Below are 13546 nucleotides of genomic sequence, written 5' to 3' on the forward strand. Positions count from 1 at the left end.
TCACGCCTTCGTGCTCACGAGCAACCGGTAGAACACGAAGCCGAGCCCCGCGCCGATGAACCACGAGAAGTTCGCGACGCCCTGCCAGCCCGACACCATCACGCAGACGACCGCGATCACCGCTGCCGGCAGCAGCGCGGCGAGCGCACGACGGTTCACGCCGCCCGTGTACCAGTACGTGCCGCTTTCCGACATCGTGTACAGGTCGTCGCGAACGAGCCGGCCGCGCTTGACGAGATAGAAGTCGGCGATCAGCACGCCGTACAGCGGGCCGATGAACGCGCCGAGCACGTCGAGCGTGTAGTGGATCACGGCCGGGTTGTTGAACAGGTTCCACGGCGTGATGAAGATCGACGCGACGGCCGCGAGCATCCCGCCCGCGCGCCAGCTGATCAGGCGCGGCGCGACGTTCGAGAAGTCGAACGCGGGCGACACGAAGTTCGCGACGATGTTGATGCCGATCGTCGCGATCGTGAACGTCAGCGCGCCGAGGATCACCGCGGTCGGATGATCGATGCGGCCGACCGTCTCCACGGGATCGGTGATGAGTTCGCCGAACACCGGCAGCGTCGCGGCCGTCGTGATCACCGTGACGAGCGAGAACGCGAGGAAGTTGACGGGCAGCCCCCAGAAATTGCCGCGCTTCACTTCGCCGAACGAACGGCAGTAGCGCGAGAAATCGCCGAAGTTCAGCATCGGCCCGGAGAAGTACGACACGACCAGCGACACGGCCGTGATCATCACCGGGATCACTTGCGCGCCGTGATACTTGACGCCGCCGAGGTTGATGCCGATGTTGCGCCAGCCCGCGCGCCATACCATGTAGCCGGCGAGGATGAACATCACGACATAGACGGCCGGGCCCGCGAAGTCGATGAACTTCTTGATCGTCTCCATCCCGTTCCAGAACACGAACGCCTGCAGCACCCACAGCAGCATGAACCCGGCCCAGCCGACCGCGGACAGCCCGAGGAAGCCGTAGCGATGGACGTCCGCATACGGCAGCCATTGCGGGAAGAACTTCAGCACGACGATCACCAGCGCGCTCGATGCGAGATAGGTCTGGATGCCGTACCACGCGATCGCGATCAGCCCGCGGATCACGGCCGGCACGTTCGCGCCGAGCACGCCGAACGTCGCGCGGCACGCGACCGGATACGGCACGCCGATCTGCTGGCTCGGCCGCGCGATCAGGTTGCACAGCAGGTTCACGATGCCGATCCCGACGATCAGCGCGATCAGCACCTGCCAGCTCGTCAGCCCGAGCGCGAACAGGCTGCCCGCGAACACGTAGCCGCCGACGCTGTGCACGTCCGACATCCAGAATGCGAAGATGTTGTACGCGCCCCATGTCTGATTCTTCAGGGGTGCCAAATCTTCGTTATACAGACGTTCGCTGTAACCGCCCGGCAGCGTCGGATCGCCGCCCTCGCCGCCTTCTTCCGCCGGATAGGCGCTGTCGTGCGCCACACTGAACTGAGCCATGACTTCTCCTTGACGCGGCCGGGTGGCCGCTCCACCGTCATCGTTACCGCTCCGGATCGTCGCCCGGAGTCGGACCAGCGGCCCGCGGCGGACACCGCAGGCCTGCATTGCTCTCGTTCTGTGGCGCGCGGCCGGGTTCGCGTCGCCGCTCAGGCGCCGCCGAACACTTCGCGCAAATCGACCTGCCCTTGCGCGGGCCGGTCCAGCATCTTCAGTTCGACATGCTGCAGGTGGCGCGCCATCAGCGTCACCGCCCGCTTCGGATCGCCCGCCTCCAGCGCGGCGAGGATCTCGTCGTGGTCGTCGCACGAACACGGGCTGCGCCCGTGCGATTCGTACAGCGCCGACATCAGCGTCGAACGTGCGACGAGCCCTTCGAGGCACTCGCTGAGCGTCGCATTGCCCATCAGCGTGGCGAGCGCCGTGTGGAATTCGCCCGACAGCCGGATCCATGCCGCGAAGTCGTGCCGCTCGAACGCCTTGCGTTCCTTGTCGATCAGCGCGGCGACGCCCTTCAGCCGCTTCGCGCCGGGCCCGGTCGCGAGCCGCTCGACCACGGCGAGCTCGATGATCCGGCGCATCTCGAACACCTCGTGCACGTCCTGCAGCGTCGGGCTCGCGACGAACGCACCGCGGTTCGGCTCGAGCTCGACCAGCTTGTCGGTCGCGAGCTGCGCGAGCGCCTGGCGAATCGTCCCGCGCTTCACGCCGAACACGTCGCAGAGCTGCGCCTCCGTCAGCTTCGCGCCGGGCGCGAGCCGATGCTCGAGAATCGCCGTGCGGATCCGCTCGGCGATCGCTTCGGGACTGGCTGCACCGGACGCGTGGGAATCGGGCTCGTTCATGATCTGCATCGTGTGATGGTCCTCATCCTAGAATGGACATAAAGATTGTCAACAATTCTTTTCCGGAATTTCGCACAATCGGCGTGCACGGACGCGACCCCAATCGGTGCAGGATGCGCGAAATCCATGCATATCAAGCCTGAATGCCATGACAGAGGCCGTTCTTGTCGTATACCCTCCCGGCCATTTTGTTGACAAAAATGGTGCAAAATCCGGTGACGATCCTGTCGGCGGCAGTCGAAATTTTTGACCGTTAGTTGCACACTTGCATAAAGAAAAAGGCGGAAACCCGCCTTTCGATCGACCGCGCCCGCATCAGCCGAGGTGCGGATAGTCCGACAGCGTGAGCCGGAAACCGTGTGCGTTCGCGACCAGCTGCGCCTGCGCGCCGAACGGCAGCGTCAGCAGGTCGGGCACGTGGCCGAACTGCAACCCCGTGACGACCGGGATGCCGACCACCTCGCGCACCTGGTCGATCATCGCCTGCATGTCGTAGCCGTTGTCGTACTCGAACGGCCGCGCGCCCGTGAACTGGCCGAGCACGAGCGCCTGCTGGCGCGCGAGCAGGCCCGACAGGTGCAGTTGATAGATCATCCGCTCGATCCGGAACGGTTGCTCGTTGACATCCTCGATGAACAGGATGCCGCCCTCGATGTCGGGCATGTAAGGCGTGCCGATGAGCGACGTGAGGATCGCGAGGTTGCCGCCCCACAGCGTGCCCGTCACGTTCACGGTCTGCACCTGCGGTGCTTCGGCGATGATCGTCGTGCTCGGCTGCGTCAGCGTCTGCCAGAAGTGCTGCATCGTGAAGTCGCTCGGCGTTTCCGCGCCGAAATCGGCGGACAGCATCGGGCCGCCGAACGTCTTGATGCGCGCCTTCGCGTACAGCGCGAGCTGGATCGCCGTGAAATCGCTGTGGCCGACGAGCGCGACGGGCCGGTCGCGCAGCCTGCGCTCGAGCCCGCGATAGTCGAGCCCGTGCAGGATCCGCGCGGCACCGTAGCCGCCGCGCACCGCGAGCGCGATGTCCGGCAGCGGCCGCTCGGGATCGGCGAGACGATTCAGGTCGCCTGCCCGCTCGCCGTCGGTGCCGCCGAAACGCTGGAAGCGCCGCTGCGTCGCCTCGATGTTCTCGATGCGCTGCTGCGCGATGCTGAGGCGTTCGAGCGCGCGATTGATCGCGTCGGGATCGTGTGGATAACCGGATGGCGCCAGCAGGCGGATGGTGTAGGACGCGGCGGGCTGGAAGGACATGGCGAAAGGTGTCGGGTCGTCAAACCTGCTTAGAGGGTCCGAACCGTCTTCGGTTCAGCGGAACCGTGCGCGCCCAGGGCGGCAGGCGCGGCCGGCGCGACTATGACGCGCCGGATTCGCCGTCGCGCGCCAGCCGTGCTTCGCGCAACGCGCGACGGCGCTCGGCGAAGAACGACTTCAGCGCGGCGCCGCACTCGTCGGCGAGCACGCCGCCGGTCACTTCGGTATGGTGGTTGAGCTGCGGATTCGCGAACGCGTCGATCACGCTGCCGCATGCACCCGTCTTCGGATCGGCGGCGCCGTAGACGACCCGCGCGATGCGCGCATGCATGATCGCACCCGCGCACATCAGGCATGGCTCGAGCGTCACGTACAGCTCGCAGCCGGGCATCCGGTAATTCTGCAGATTTTGCGCGGCCATGCGCAGCGCCGCCATTTCCGCATGGGCCGACGGGTCGTGCCCGCCGATCGGATGGTTGAAGCCGCGTGCAATCACTTCGTCGCCGCGCACGAGCACCGCGCCGACCGGCACTTCGCCGGCCGCGCGCGCCTCTTCCGCGGCGGCCTGTGCGAGCCGCATGAAATGCAGGTCGCGCGCCGATACGGGTGCGGTTTCGGGAACAGGAGACTGGGCGGCAGGTTCAGCGGCCGTGTCGGCCACCGATCGGGCTGCGTCGTGCAGCGCGTCGGACGTCACATCGGCCCCGCTTCGGCGGGCGCATCGTCGAGCCCGCGCTCGCACAGGCGTTCCGCGATGCGACGGCAGTAGTCGCGCGGCATCACCATCGGGCCGCCGCGCAGCGATTCGAGCGCCATGTCGAGCGCCAGGATCTTCGCCTGCAGCCGGCAGCGCGCGGCGCGGTCGCTGACCGCCTGCACTTCGTCATGCAGGTTGCGCAGCGCGCGCAATTGCTCGACGGCCGGCGGCACGAAGCCCGCGTTCTTCAGGATACGGTTGGCCACCCGCACCTCCTCGGGCACGAGCAGGTCGTCATCCAGCGCCTGCGGCGCGCCGGTACCCGGCAAATCGTCGAACTCGCCCCGCGCGGCGGCGGCGGCAATACGTTGTTCGACCAGGGCGTCAAGCAATCTCATCAGTCAATGGGAACAATGCGGCAGGCCGAATTCTAGCAGGGTGACGCGGGTATGACAGGCCCTTCGAATACATGCTCGATATTGTGCTTTTAGGGGCCGAATCGTGACGCATGCGCGCCGATCGGCGCCAGTTGCCGGTCTGCTGCGCCGCAGCGGGCGAAGCGCCGTCCGGACACCTGCAAATGCAGGCGGTGTCCGGCCCTGTTTTTTATCTGCGTCGATGCGTTCCGGGCGTCGCCAATCCGGCGAAACGGAAGGCGCCCGTCTTCCGTTATCGGGTCACGCGGCCATCGTTTCTGGCCGCGCCTTCGCAAACGGGCAGAACATCGCTGCGATCAGGAACGCGCCGAGACCGATCGCGAACGAACCGAGGTACAGCCAGCCGTAACTGCCGAACGTATCGACGATCAGGCCGCCGGCAACGGGCCCCGCAGCCATGCCAAGGCTGCCGGCCATCGCGCAGCCGCCGATCACGGTGCCCATCATCCGCAGCGGGAAGTTCTCGCGCGCGAGCACCGAATACAGCGGCATCACGCCCGCATAGATGAAGCCGAACAGCGTCGCGACCGCGTAGAACCCGTCGAGCGTGCGCACGAAGTAGTAGCCGAGCGCGCCCAGCGCCTGCGCGAGCAGCCCGGCCACCAGCATGCGCTTCGCGCCGACACGGTCGCCGAGGAGCCCGAACACGATCCGGCCGCCCATGCCCGCGAGCCCTTCGACGCTGTAGATCGACACCGCGACGATCAGCGGGATCCCGCACGTCACCGCGTAGCTGACCGTATGGAAAATCGGGCCCGAGTGCGTCGCACAGCAGAAGAAGTTGGTCAGCAGCAGCACCATGAACTGCGGCGAGCGCAGCGCGTCCGCGACCGACATCGCCGCGGGCGCGCCGGCAGGCGCGGGCACAGCCTGTGCGCGGTCGAGCGCGGGCGCGCGGCGCACCAGCAGCGACGCCGGAATCATCACGACGGCCGCCAGCGCGGCGACGAGCAGCATCGACGTGCGCCAGTCGTGCGTCGATACGAGCCATGCGGCCAGCGGCGACATCGTCATCGGCGCCATCCCCATGCCGGCCGACACAAGCGACACCGCCAGGCTGCGGTGCGTGTCGAACCAGCCCGTCACGCACGCCATCATCGGCGCGAACACCGCGGCCGCCGCACTGCCGACGGCAAGACCGAAGGTCAGCTGGAACGCGAGCAGCGACGGCGCTCGGCTCGCCAGCGCGAGGCTCGCCGACAGCAGCACGGCGCCCGTCATGACGACCGCGCGCGTACCGATGCGGTCCGACAGGCTGCCCCACCCCATGCTCGCGAAGGCCATCGCGATGAAGCCGAGCGTCATCGCGCCGGAAATACCGGTCATCGACCAGCCCGTATCGCGCGCAATCGCGCGCAGAAACACCGGCAGCGAAAACATCGCGCCGATCGCGATGCAGCCCATCAGGCCGCCCGCGGCGACGATCACCCAGCGGTATCGGGAATCCGGCATCTGGCGTCTCCTTTCTCGTTTCCGCAACCCTCGGAACCGGGCTCCCGCCGCGCTGCGCTGCGGCCGGTCCGGCTGCCGCATCGACGCTGTCGCGAGCCCGGTCGACATCGATACGACGGGCGACGCATCGGGAAATCGACATGCGCGGCGCACACGTCGGCGAATTTTTTTGATTGTCGGCCGATCCGCGCGGCTGGCGAGGGCGGATCGTTCGAACACCGAATGCCGCCGGAGCGCCCGTCCGGCCTGCCGCCCTGCTTTTCCGGATTCGGAAAGTCGAAATCAGAAATGGTTGGTTTGGACGCACGATCGCGCTGGCTACACTCGAACCATCTTGTCATAACAAGTTGACCGATGCCTCCAACCAACGTCGTGCCGCTGTCGGCGCCGCCGCTCTATGTGCAGATCAAGGACACGATGCGCGCGCGCATTCTCGACGGCACCTATGCGCCGCACAGCCGGATGCCGTCCGAGCACGAACTCTGCGCAATGTTCGACGTCAGCCGCATCACGGTGCGCCAGGCGCTCGGCGACCTGCAGAAGGAAGGCCTGTTGTTCAAGCTGCATGGCAAGGGCACGTTCGTGTCGAAGCCGAAGGCGTTCCAGAACGTGACGTCGCTGCAGGGGTTCGCCGAGGCGATGTCGTCGATGGGCTACGAGATCGTCAACCAGTTGCGCAGCGTTCGCACCGTGAAGGCCGATCGCCATCTCGCGACGAAGCTGCACGTGCCGGAAGGCGCGCCGGTCGTCGAGATCCATCGCGTGCGGCTGCTGAACCGCGAGCCCGTGTCGCTCGAACAGACCTGGGTGCCCGAAGCGCTCGGCAAGCGCCTCGCGGGTGCCGATCTCGCGACCCGCGACATCTTCCTGATCCTCGAGAACGACTGCGGCATTCCGCTCGGTCATGCCGACGTGTCGATCGACGCAATCCTCGCCGACGACGAGATCGTCGACGCGCTGCACGTCGAGGAAAGCAGCCCCGTGCTGCGCATCGAACGCCTCACGCACGACGCATCGGGCGCGCCGATCGACTACGAATACCTCTACTTCCGCGGCGACGCCTTCCAGTACCGGTTGCGCATCGACAAGCAGAAGGCCCGCAAACCTGCAAGGAACCCGCGATGAATACCCATGTGCACGAATACGACGTCGTCGTGGTCGGCGGCGGCACGGCCGGCCCGATGGCGGCGATCAAGGCGAAGGAACGCGCCCCGTCCCTGCGCGTGCTGCTGCTCGAAAAGGCCAACGTGAAGCGCAGCGGCGCGATCTCGATGGGGATGGACGGGCTGAACAACGCGGTGATCCCCGGGCATGCGACGCCCGATCAGTACACGCGCGAGATCACGATCGCCAACGATGGCATCGTCGACCAGGAAGCCGTGTACGCGTATGCGACGCACAGCTTCGCGACGATCGAACAGCTCGACCGCTGGGGCGTGAAGTTCGAGAAGGACGGCACCGGCGACTATGCGGTGAAGAAGGTCCATCACATGGGCTCGTACGTGCTGCCGATGCCGGAAGGACACGACATCAAGAAGGTGCTGTACCGGCAACTGAAGCGTGCACGCATCGCGATCACGAACCGGATCGTCGCGACGCGCGTGCTGACCGACGCGCACGGCCATGCGAGCGGCGTGCTCGGCTTCGACTGCCGCACCGCGGAGTTCCACGTGATCCGCGCGAAGGCCGTGATTCTCTGCTGCGGCGCGGCCGGCCGGCTCGGGCTGCCGGCGTCGGGCTACCTGATGGGCACGTACGAGAATCCGACCAACGCGGGCGACGGCTACGCGATGGCCTATCACGCGGGCGCCGCACTCGCGAATCTCGAATGCTTCCAGATCAATCCGCTGATCAAGGACTACAACGGCCCCGCGTGCGCATACGTGACGGGCCCGCTCGGCGGCTTCACCGCGAACGGCCGGGGCGAGCGCTTCATCGAATGCGATTACTGGAGCGGCCAGATGATGTGGGAGTTCCATCAGGAACTGCAAAGCGGCAACGGCCCCGTGTTCCTGAAGCTCGAACATCTCGCGGAAGAAACGATCCGGACCATCGAGCAAATCCTGCATACGAACGAGCGGCCGAGCCGCGGCCGCTTCCATGCGGGGCGCGGGACCGACTACCGCAGCCAGATGGTCGAGATGCACATCTCCGAGATCGGCTTCTGCAGCGGCCACAGCGCGTCCGGCGTCTACGTGAACGCGCGCGCGGAGACGACCGTGCCCGGGCTCTACGCCGCCGGCGACATGGCCGCCGTCCCGCACAACTACATGCTCGGCGCTTTCACGTACGGCTGGTTTGCCGGGCAGAACGCGGCCGACTACGTGATCGGCCGCGACCATGCGCCGGTGGACGACGAACAGGTCGACGCGGAACGTACACGCGTGTTCGCCCCGCTGCTGCGCGAGCGCGGCCTGGCGCCGGCGCAGGTGGAATACAAGCTGCGCCGCATGGTGAACGACTATCTGCAACCGCCGAAGGTGACGCGCAAGATGGAAATCGGGCTGCAACGTTTTGACGCGATTACTGAGGATATCGAATTTATCAAGGCAAGCCATCCTCACGAACTGATGCGCGCCGCCGAAGTGCGCGCGATTCGCGACTGCGCGGAAATGGCCGCGCGCGCGTCGCTGTTCCGCACCGAAAGCCGCTGGGGGCTGTACCACCATCGCGTCGACTTTCCGCATCGCGACGACGCCGAATGGTTCTGCCACACATGGCTGCGAAAGGATGCCGACGGCGCGATGCGCAGCGAGAAGCGGCCGGTCGAGCCGTACATCGTGCCGCTGGCCGACGACGAACGCGGCGCCTACGCGCATCTGCGCATCCGCGAACCGGCCGCGCTCGCGGCCGCCCTTTGAGGAGCCACACCATGCCCCATACCCCGCACGACATCTTCCAGCGCAGCAGCGCGCCCGTCACGATCGACGAGGCACTGTGCATCGCCGACAAGGGCTGCACCGTCTGCGTCGACGTGTGCCCGCTCGACCTGCTCGCGATCGACGTGACCAAGGGCAACGCCTATATGCAGTTCGACGAATGCTGGTACTGCATGCCGTGCGAGCGCGATTGCCCGACCGGCGCGGTCAAGGTCGAGATCCCTTATCTGCTGCGCTGACCGGGCGCGTGCCAATCGTCGTCGTGCTGCCCGCGCGGGCCGTGCATCGACGACGTGACGGCCGGGCCGGCGTTCGTCAGGTTCGCGTCGCCCATGCACCGCGCTCCGTGAGCAGCCGCCCTTTCATCGAACCGACCTTTTTCCCATGACCGATTTCTCTTCCACCTCCTCGCTGCCCGGCATGCACGATCCGGATCGTGCCGTGCTCGTCGCCCGCCTCGCTGCGCCCGACGCATCCGTGCGCCGCATCGCGCTGCTCGAACTCGCCGATCTCGAGGAATCCGGGTTCATCCCCGCGTTCGTCGCGGCGCTGCGCGACGACCCGTCGGCCGACGTGCGCAGCGAGGCGGCCCGCGTGCTCGGCGCGTGGGAACAGCCCGACGTCGTCGATGCGCTGTGCCGCGCGCTGCTCGATCCGGACGACGGCGTGCGCGCGACCGCTGCGCAGAGCCTGTCCGAACTGAAGGACGCGGCATCGGGCGCCGTGCTGTGCGGCTGGGCCGACCGGCCCGAGCCGTTCGTGCGCAGCGCCGTGTTGCGTGGGCTGCGCGAGTTGCGCGATCCCGATGCGTTCGCGCCTGCGTTGCGCGCGCTCGACGCCGACGCCACCACCGTGCGTGCCGAAGCCGTCGCCGTGCTCGGCTGGCTCAGGGATATACGCGCGTTGTCGCCGCTCGCGCGCGTCGCGACGACCGATGCCGATGCGGACGTGCGGCGCGTCGCGGTCGGCGCGCTCGGATTCACGACATCGGACGACACGACCGTCATCACCGCACTGCTCGCAGCATTGCGCGACGCCGCATGGCAGGTACGCGAAGAATCGGCCGCAACGCTCGGCAAGCTGCGTATCGCGGTCGCGCGTGACCAACTCGTCGCCGCGCTCGACGACGACTACTGGCAAGTGCGATTGCGCGCCGTTCGCGCGCTCGGACAGTTGCGCGATGCGGCTGCGGCGCCGGCCATCGCCGAGCTGCTCCCGCATACGATCAGCAATCTGCGCAAGGAAGCCGCGCTCGCGCTCGGCGAACTGCGCGACCCCGGCACGCTTCCGGCACTGCACGACGCACTCGATGATCGCGATCCCGAAGTGCGCAAGGCCGTGCGGATCGCAATCCGGCAGATCGGAGAGGCGCGATGACGCCGCCGACCGAAATCGTGCTCGACCACGCTGCTCGTGTGTTGACGCTGCGCTGGCCGGGCGGCGACATGCAACGCATCGATTACGTGCTGTTGCGCAGCAGTTGCCCGTGCGCTGCTTGCCGCAAGATCCGGTTCGGCGCAGGCGTGGTCGACGCGCGACCGGACGTGACGCTGGACGATGTGGAAGCGGCCGGTTACGGCATTCGCCTGCTGTTCGGCGACGGCCATGCCCGCGGCATCTATCCGTGGCCGTATCTGGCGGAACTCGGAAAACGCGCAACGGATCCGGACATCGGCACGCATTGCGTGCGCATGTTCGGCGATCTCGCGAACTGACCACCGGCGGGCCAGCCTCGCATCGGTACGCCGTTCCGGCTCGCAGCATGCCTCGATATGCACCGCGCCTGCCCGGCGCACTCGACGTTGCCGCCGAAACCTTCGCGCGCCGCCGTCATGCCTCCTGAAACGCTGCGATACTGACGCCTGCGCGCTGCGCGCCCCTTTTCCACAGGAGCCAGGACATGCAAACGGCAGTCGGATTCATCGGCCTCGGCGTGACAGGCACGCCGATGGCGCTCAACCTTGCGCGGGCCGGCTCGCCGCTCGTCGTGCAGAGCCGTTCGAACAGCAGCGATGGTGCGCTCGAGGCTGGCTGGTTCGATCTCGCGGAACTCGATCGGGACGATCTGCTGATGAGCACGGGGGTCCAGGACGTCGCGCGACGAGCCGTCGAACGGACATCCGAACCACGACAAATCAAGCCATGATCAGAATCCGCAAATCCACCCAGGCCGACGGCTCACGCGTGCTGGATATCTGGCGCAGCGCGGTCGACGCGACGCATCACTTCCTGAGCGACGCCGACCGACGCGCGATCGATGCCGAAGTCGAGCCGTTTCTGCCCGGCGCGCCGCTCGATGTGGCCGTCGACGAGGCCGATCGGCCGATCGGCTTCATGCTGCTCGACGGCAGTCACATGGCAGCGCTGTTCATCGATCCCGCTCACCATGGCGCGGGCATCGGGCGCCTGCTCGTGGAAGAAGCGCTCAGGCGCCATCCCGACCTGTCGACCGACGTCAACGAGCAGAACGAATCGGCGGCGGGATTCTATGAAAGGCTCGGATTCGAGCGCTGCGGGCGATCGGCGATCGACGGACAGGGGCGGCCGTATCCGCTGGTCCACCTTCGCTATCGCGGCGCGATCGCGTGTGGCCGGTCGCAGGAAAACGCGTGACTTGGACTTGCGCGGCATCGCCTGCCGCGCCGCTTGCCAACCACGCACCGAACGCCCCGAAGCACTCGCTCGCCTTCGATTGCGCGATACCCATGCAATCCATGCATCGCAGCTAAACGGGAGATTTACAGCGATCCGATCGGATTCAGCATCAGGCAGCGCGCACAGCAAACCATGGGCTCGATCCGGATGGTCGACGACCGGAGCAGGCTTCCAACATACGATCACGCCGACGAACTGCGGTTCGTCAGCGGCCAGCGCCCTATTACATCGTAGTGCGTCCTGCGGAGCCAACTGTGAATCAGGACGAATTCGCGGACGGTCCACGTAATCGGATCGATCCTGAACTGATCGGGCCTGCGTTCGCCGTACAGCAACGTCACGTGGGGCGTGAAACGCGCACCTGAAACACGCAGACCTGCCTTTCCAAGGGCATCTCGAAGTTGCTGCTGAAAATCGATCAATATTTCCAGCCCTGCGCTCCCAGTCAGTACCAGAGGCCGATGGCCCGGCCGCCCATTGAAGCTGACGAGCCGATCGAAGGTGACGCCGAAAGACGGCACATCGATGCGATCCGCCGCGGCACATGCACGCGCGATGATGGCGCCCGGCACATAAGCAAAGTCGCCCAGGGAGTACAGCGTGACATGCAGACGCTCGGTGTGCAGCACCCCGCGCTCCCCAGGCTTCCCTGACTGCAAGCCTTCAGTCATTCCGGCAATACATGCAGCCGCCGCTGGATCGGGCATCGCAGCGAAGAAAAAGCGATGCTCGGGAACCGGTGGCGGCACATCGAATCCGGGTAGCGTCAGCTGAGTCATGGCCATATTGCAGATACGCCGATGGCAACGTCTCCATTATCGTCGATCGGAAGACAACCCTTCCGTCGCGCAAACAACAACGCCCGGCAGGTATCCCTGTCGGGCGCCTGCATCATCCGATGCGGCAAGCTGCCAACGATGCACCGAGCGCCGGACTTGGTATCAAGACATCAAGGACCCGTTTTGGAATTGGACGTCGACAGCAACCGCATGGCACCGGATCGCAAGCGGGGAAATGGCAAGAACGATCGTTTCTCGAACTGAACGAGTCTCTCACAGGCCCGATGATGCTAACCTCTTGGCCAAACTAAACGCCACCGCATGAAGCAACAGGATTCAACCATGCAAACCGTCGCGGTACTGGACTTCGAAACAACCGGGCTTTCGCCGAATCTGGGCGACCGTGCCACCGAAATTGCCGTGATCCTTCTACGCGACGGACAAGTCGTCGACCGTTTCCAGAGCTTGATGAATGCGGGCAAACGCATACCGTCCGATGTCGTCGCGCTGACCGGCATCACGAACGACATGATTGCATCGGCTCCCCCGGCGTCAAAAGTCATGAAGGAAGCGGCGGCGTTCGTTGGCAAGCATGCGGTCGTCGCCCACAACGCCGGTTTCGACAAGCGGTTCTGGCAGGCAGAACTCGGGCTTCTCGGCATGTCGGCCGAGCATGCCTTTGCTTGCACGATGCTCGTGGCGCGACGCATCTACCCGGACGCGCTGAGCCATCGCCTGTCGAGCCTCGCAGACATGCTGCGATTGCCGAAATCGGGACGTGCGCACCGGGCGATGGTCGATGCCGAGATGGCCGGCCATCTGTGGTGCCGGCTGCAGCAGGACATTGCGCGGACTTATGGACTGGATCGTATCGATCACGCGCTCATGACACGTGTCCAGGCAACGGCGAAGGCGAACGTGCCGACGTACCTGCGTTCGCTCGCGGGCTCGCCCGCATGAGGAACCGAGGCACGATGGCCCTGACTTGCGCAATCGTTTAAAGAAAAACGGCTTGGCAACCTGCCAAGCCGTTTTCTTGTCTGACCAGGCCAAAAACAAAAAA

14 protein-coding genes and 1 pseudogene are annotated in these 13546 nt (G+C 66.0%); 8 read left to right on the forward strand and 7 right to left on the reverse strand.

Annotation, left to right across the window (positions count from 1 at the left end; translation table 11 throughout):
• From BT264_RS12565 to BT264_RS12590, 6 genes are all read right to left on the reverse strand, one after another.
• Positions 1-1485, reverse strand: a complete 1485-nt coding sequence (locus tag BT264_RS12565; RefSeq protein ID WP_072437122.1) for an NCS1 family nucleobase:cation symporter-1 — start codon at positions 1483-1485, stop codon at positions 1-3.
• A gap of 149 nt (positions 1486-1634) precedes the next feature.
• Positions 1635-2339 carry a GntR family transcriptional regulator gene (locus BT264_RS12570; protein ID WP_072437121.1) on the reverse strand — a complete coding sequence of 235 codons (705 nt, stop codon included), beginning with the start codon at positions 2337-2339 and terminating at the stop codon, positions 1635-1637.
• Between the two features lie 306 nt (positions 2340-2645).
• Positions 2646-3584 carry a muramoyltetrapeptide carboxypeptidase gene (gene ldcA, locus BT264_RS12575; protein ID WP_072437120.1) on the reverse strand — a complete coding sequence of 313 codons (939 nt, stop codon included), beginning with the start codon at positions 3582-3584 and terminating at the stop codon, positions 2646-2648.
• A 100-nt stretch (positions 3585-3684) separates the two neighbouring features.
• Positions 3685-4281 (reverse strand): tRNA adenosine(34) deaminase TadA, encoded by a 597-nt coding sequence (gene tadA / locus BT264_RS12580; protein WP_072437119.1) that lies wholly within the window; start codon positions 4279-4281, stop codon positions 3685-3687.
• Entirely contained in the window at positions 4278-4679 is a 402-nt protein-coding gene (locus tag BT264_RS12585) for a DnaJ family domain-containing protein (RefSeq protein WP_072437118.1), read from the reverse strand. The genes tadA and BT264_RS12585 overlap by 4 nt, the downstream gene beginning before the upstream one ends.
• Positions 4680-4958: 279 nt before the next feature.
• Positions 4959-6170, reverse strand: coding sequence for an MFS transporter (locus BT264_RS12590; protein WP_072437117.1), 1212 nt, complete (start codon positions 6168-6170; stop codon positions 4959-4961).
• 354 nt (positions 6171-6524) lie between these two features.
• On the opposite strand from BT264_RS12590, the gene BT264_RS12595 reads away from it, so the two are divergent.
• From BT264_RS12595 to BT264_RS12625, 7 genes and pseudogenes are all read left to right on the forward strand, one after another.
• Positions 6525-7295 carry a GntR family transcriptional regulator gene (locus tag BT264_RS12595; protein ID WP_072437116.1) on the forward strand — a complete coding sequence of 257 codons (771 nt, stop codon included), beginning with the start codon at positions 6525-6527 and terminating at the stop codon, positions 7293-7295.
• Positions 7292-9031, forward strand: coding sequence for a fumarate reductase/succinate dehydrogenase flavoprotein subunit (locus tag BT264_RS12600; protein ID WP_072437115.1), 1740 nt, complete (start codon positions 7292-7294; stop codon positions 9029-9031). The genes BT264_RS12595 and BT264_RS12600 overlap by 4 nt, the downstream gene beginning before the upstream one ends.
• Before the next feature lie 11 nt (positions 9032-9042).
• A complete protein-coding gene (locus BT264_RS12605; protein ID WP_072437114.1) occupies positions 9043-9288 on the forward strand; it encodes a 4Fe-4S dicluster domain-containing protein in 246 nt (81 codons plus the stop codon).
• A 145-nt stretch (positions 9289-9433) separates the two neighbouring features.
• Positions 9434-10426, forward strand: coding sequence for a HEAT repeat domain-containing protein (locus BT264_RS12610; protein ID WP_072437113.1), 993 nt, complete (start codon positions 9434-9436; stop codon positions 10424-10426).
• Complete coding sequence (locus BT264_RS12615; RefSeq protein ID WP_072437112.1) at positions 10423-10764, forward strand: gamma-butyrobetaine hydroxylase-like domain-containing protein; 342 nt, start codon at positions 10423-10425, stop codon at positions 10762-10764. The genes BT264_RS12610 and BT264_RS12615 overlap by 4 nt, the downstream gene beginning before the upstream one ends.
• A 185-nt stretch (positions 10765-10949) precedes the next feature.
• Positions 10950-11126, forward strand: a pseudogene (locus BT264_RS39160) (NAD(P)-binding domain-containing protein); the annotation flags it as partial.
• 65 nt (positions 11127-11191) lie between these two features.
• Entirely contained in the window at positions 11192-11662 is a 471-nt protein-coding gene (locus BT264_RS12625; protein WP_072437110.1) for an acetyltransferase, read from the forward strand.
• Between the two features lie 224 nt (positions 11663-11886).
• Here the strand turns inward: BT264_RS12625 and BT264_RS12630 are convergent, their stop codons facing one another.
• Positions 11887-12483 (reverse strand): 2'-5' RNA ligase family protein, encoded by a 597-nt coding sequence (locus tag BT264_RS12630; RefSeq protein WP_072437259.1) that lies wholly within the window; start codon positions 12481-12483, stop codon positions 11887-11889.
• Positions 12484-12825: 342 nt separating this feature from the next.
• On the opposite strand from BT264_RS12630, the gene BT264_RS12635 reads away from it, so the two are divergent.
• The gene (locus BT264_RS12635) at positions 12826-13443 is read left to right on the forward strand and encodes a 3'-5' exonuclease (RefSeq protein ID WP_072437109.1); all 618 of its coding nucleotides are present in this window, start codon (positions 12826-12828) and stop codon (positions 13441-13443) included.
• The last annotated feature ends 103 nt before the right edge of the window (positions 13444-13546 follow it).

Origin of the sequence: Burkholderia sp. NFPP32, assembly GCF_900119325.1 — a bacterium.
Classification (GTDB): Bacteria; Pseudomonadota; Gammaproteobacteria; order Burkholderiales; family Burkholderiaceae; genus Burkholderia; species Burkholderia pyrrocinia_C.

Excerpts from the sequence above, each read along its gene's own strand:
- BT264_RS12615 (WP_072437112.1), top strand. The coding sequence starts at position 10,423 with ATGACGCCGCCGACCGAAATCGTGCTCGACCACGCTGCTCGTGTGTTG.
- BT264_RS12600 (WP_072437115.1), top strand. The coding sequence starts at position 7,292 with ATGAATACCCATGTGCACGAATACGACGTCGTCGTGGTCGGCGGCGGC.
- BT264_RS12570 (WP_072437121.1), bottom strand. The coding sequence starts at position 2,339 with ATGCAGATCATGAACGAGCCCGATTCCCACGCGTCCGGTGCAGCCAGT.
- BT264_RS12605 (WP_072437114.1), top strand. The coding sequence starts at position 9,043 with ATGCCCCATACCCCGCACGACATCTTCCAGCGCAGCAGCGCGCCCGTC.
- BT264_RS12625 (WP_072437110.1), top strand. The coding sequence starts at position 11,192 with ATGATCAGAATCCGCAAATCCACCCAGGCCGACGGCTCACGCGTGCTG.
- ldcA (WP_072437120.1), bottom strand. The coding sequence starts at position 3,584 with ATGTCCTTCCAGCCCGCCGCGTCCTACACCATCCGCCTGCTGGCGCCA.
- BT264_RS12595 (WP_072437116.1), top strand. The coding sequence starts at position 6,525 with ATGCCTCCAACCAACGTCGTGCCGCTGTCGGCGCCGCCGCTCTATGTG.
- BT264_RS12585 (WP_072437118.1), bottom strand. The coding sequence starts at position 4,679 with ATGAGATTGCTTGACGCCCTGGTCGAACAACGTATTGCCGCCGCCGCC.
- BT264_RS12565 (WP_072437122.1), bottom strand. The coding sequence starts at position 1,485 with ATGGCTCAGTTCAGTGTGGCGCACGACAGCGCCTATCCGGCGGAAGAA.
- BT264_RS12590 (WP_072437117.1), bottom strand. The coding sequence starts at position 6,170 with ATGCCGGATTCCCGATACCGCTGGGTGATCGTCGCCGCGGGCGGCCTG.
- BT264_RS12610 (WP_072437113.1), top strand. The coding sequence starts at position 9,434 with ATGACCGATTTCTCTTCCACCTCCTCGCTGCCCGGCATGCACGATCCG.
- BT264_RS12635 (WP_072437109.1), top strand. The coding sequence starts at position 12,826 with ATGCAAACCGTCGCGGTACTGGACTTCGAAACAACCGGGCTTTCGCCG.
- BT264_RS12630 (WP_072437259.1), bottom strand. The coding sequence starts at position 12,483 with ATGACTCAGCTGACGCTACCCGGATTCGATGTGCCGCCACCGGTTCCC.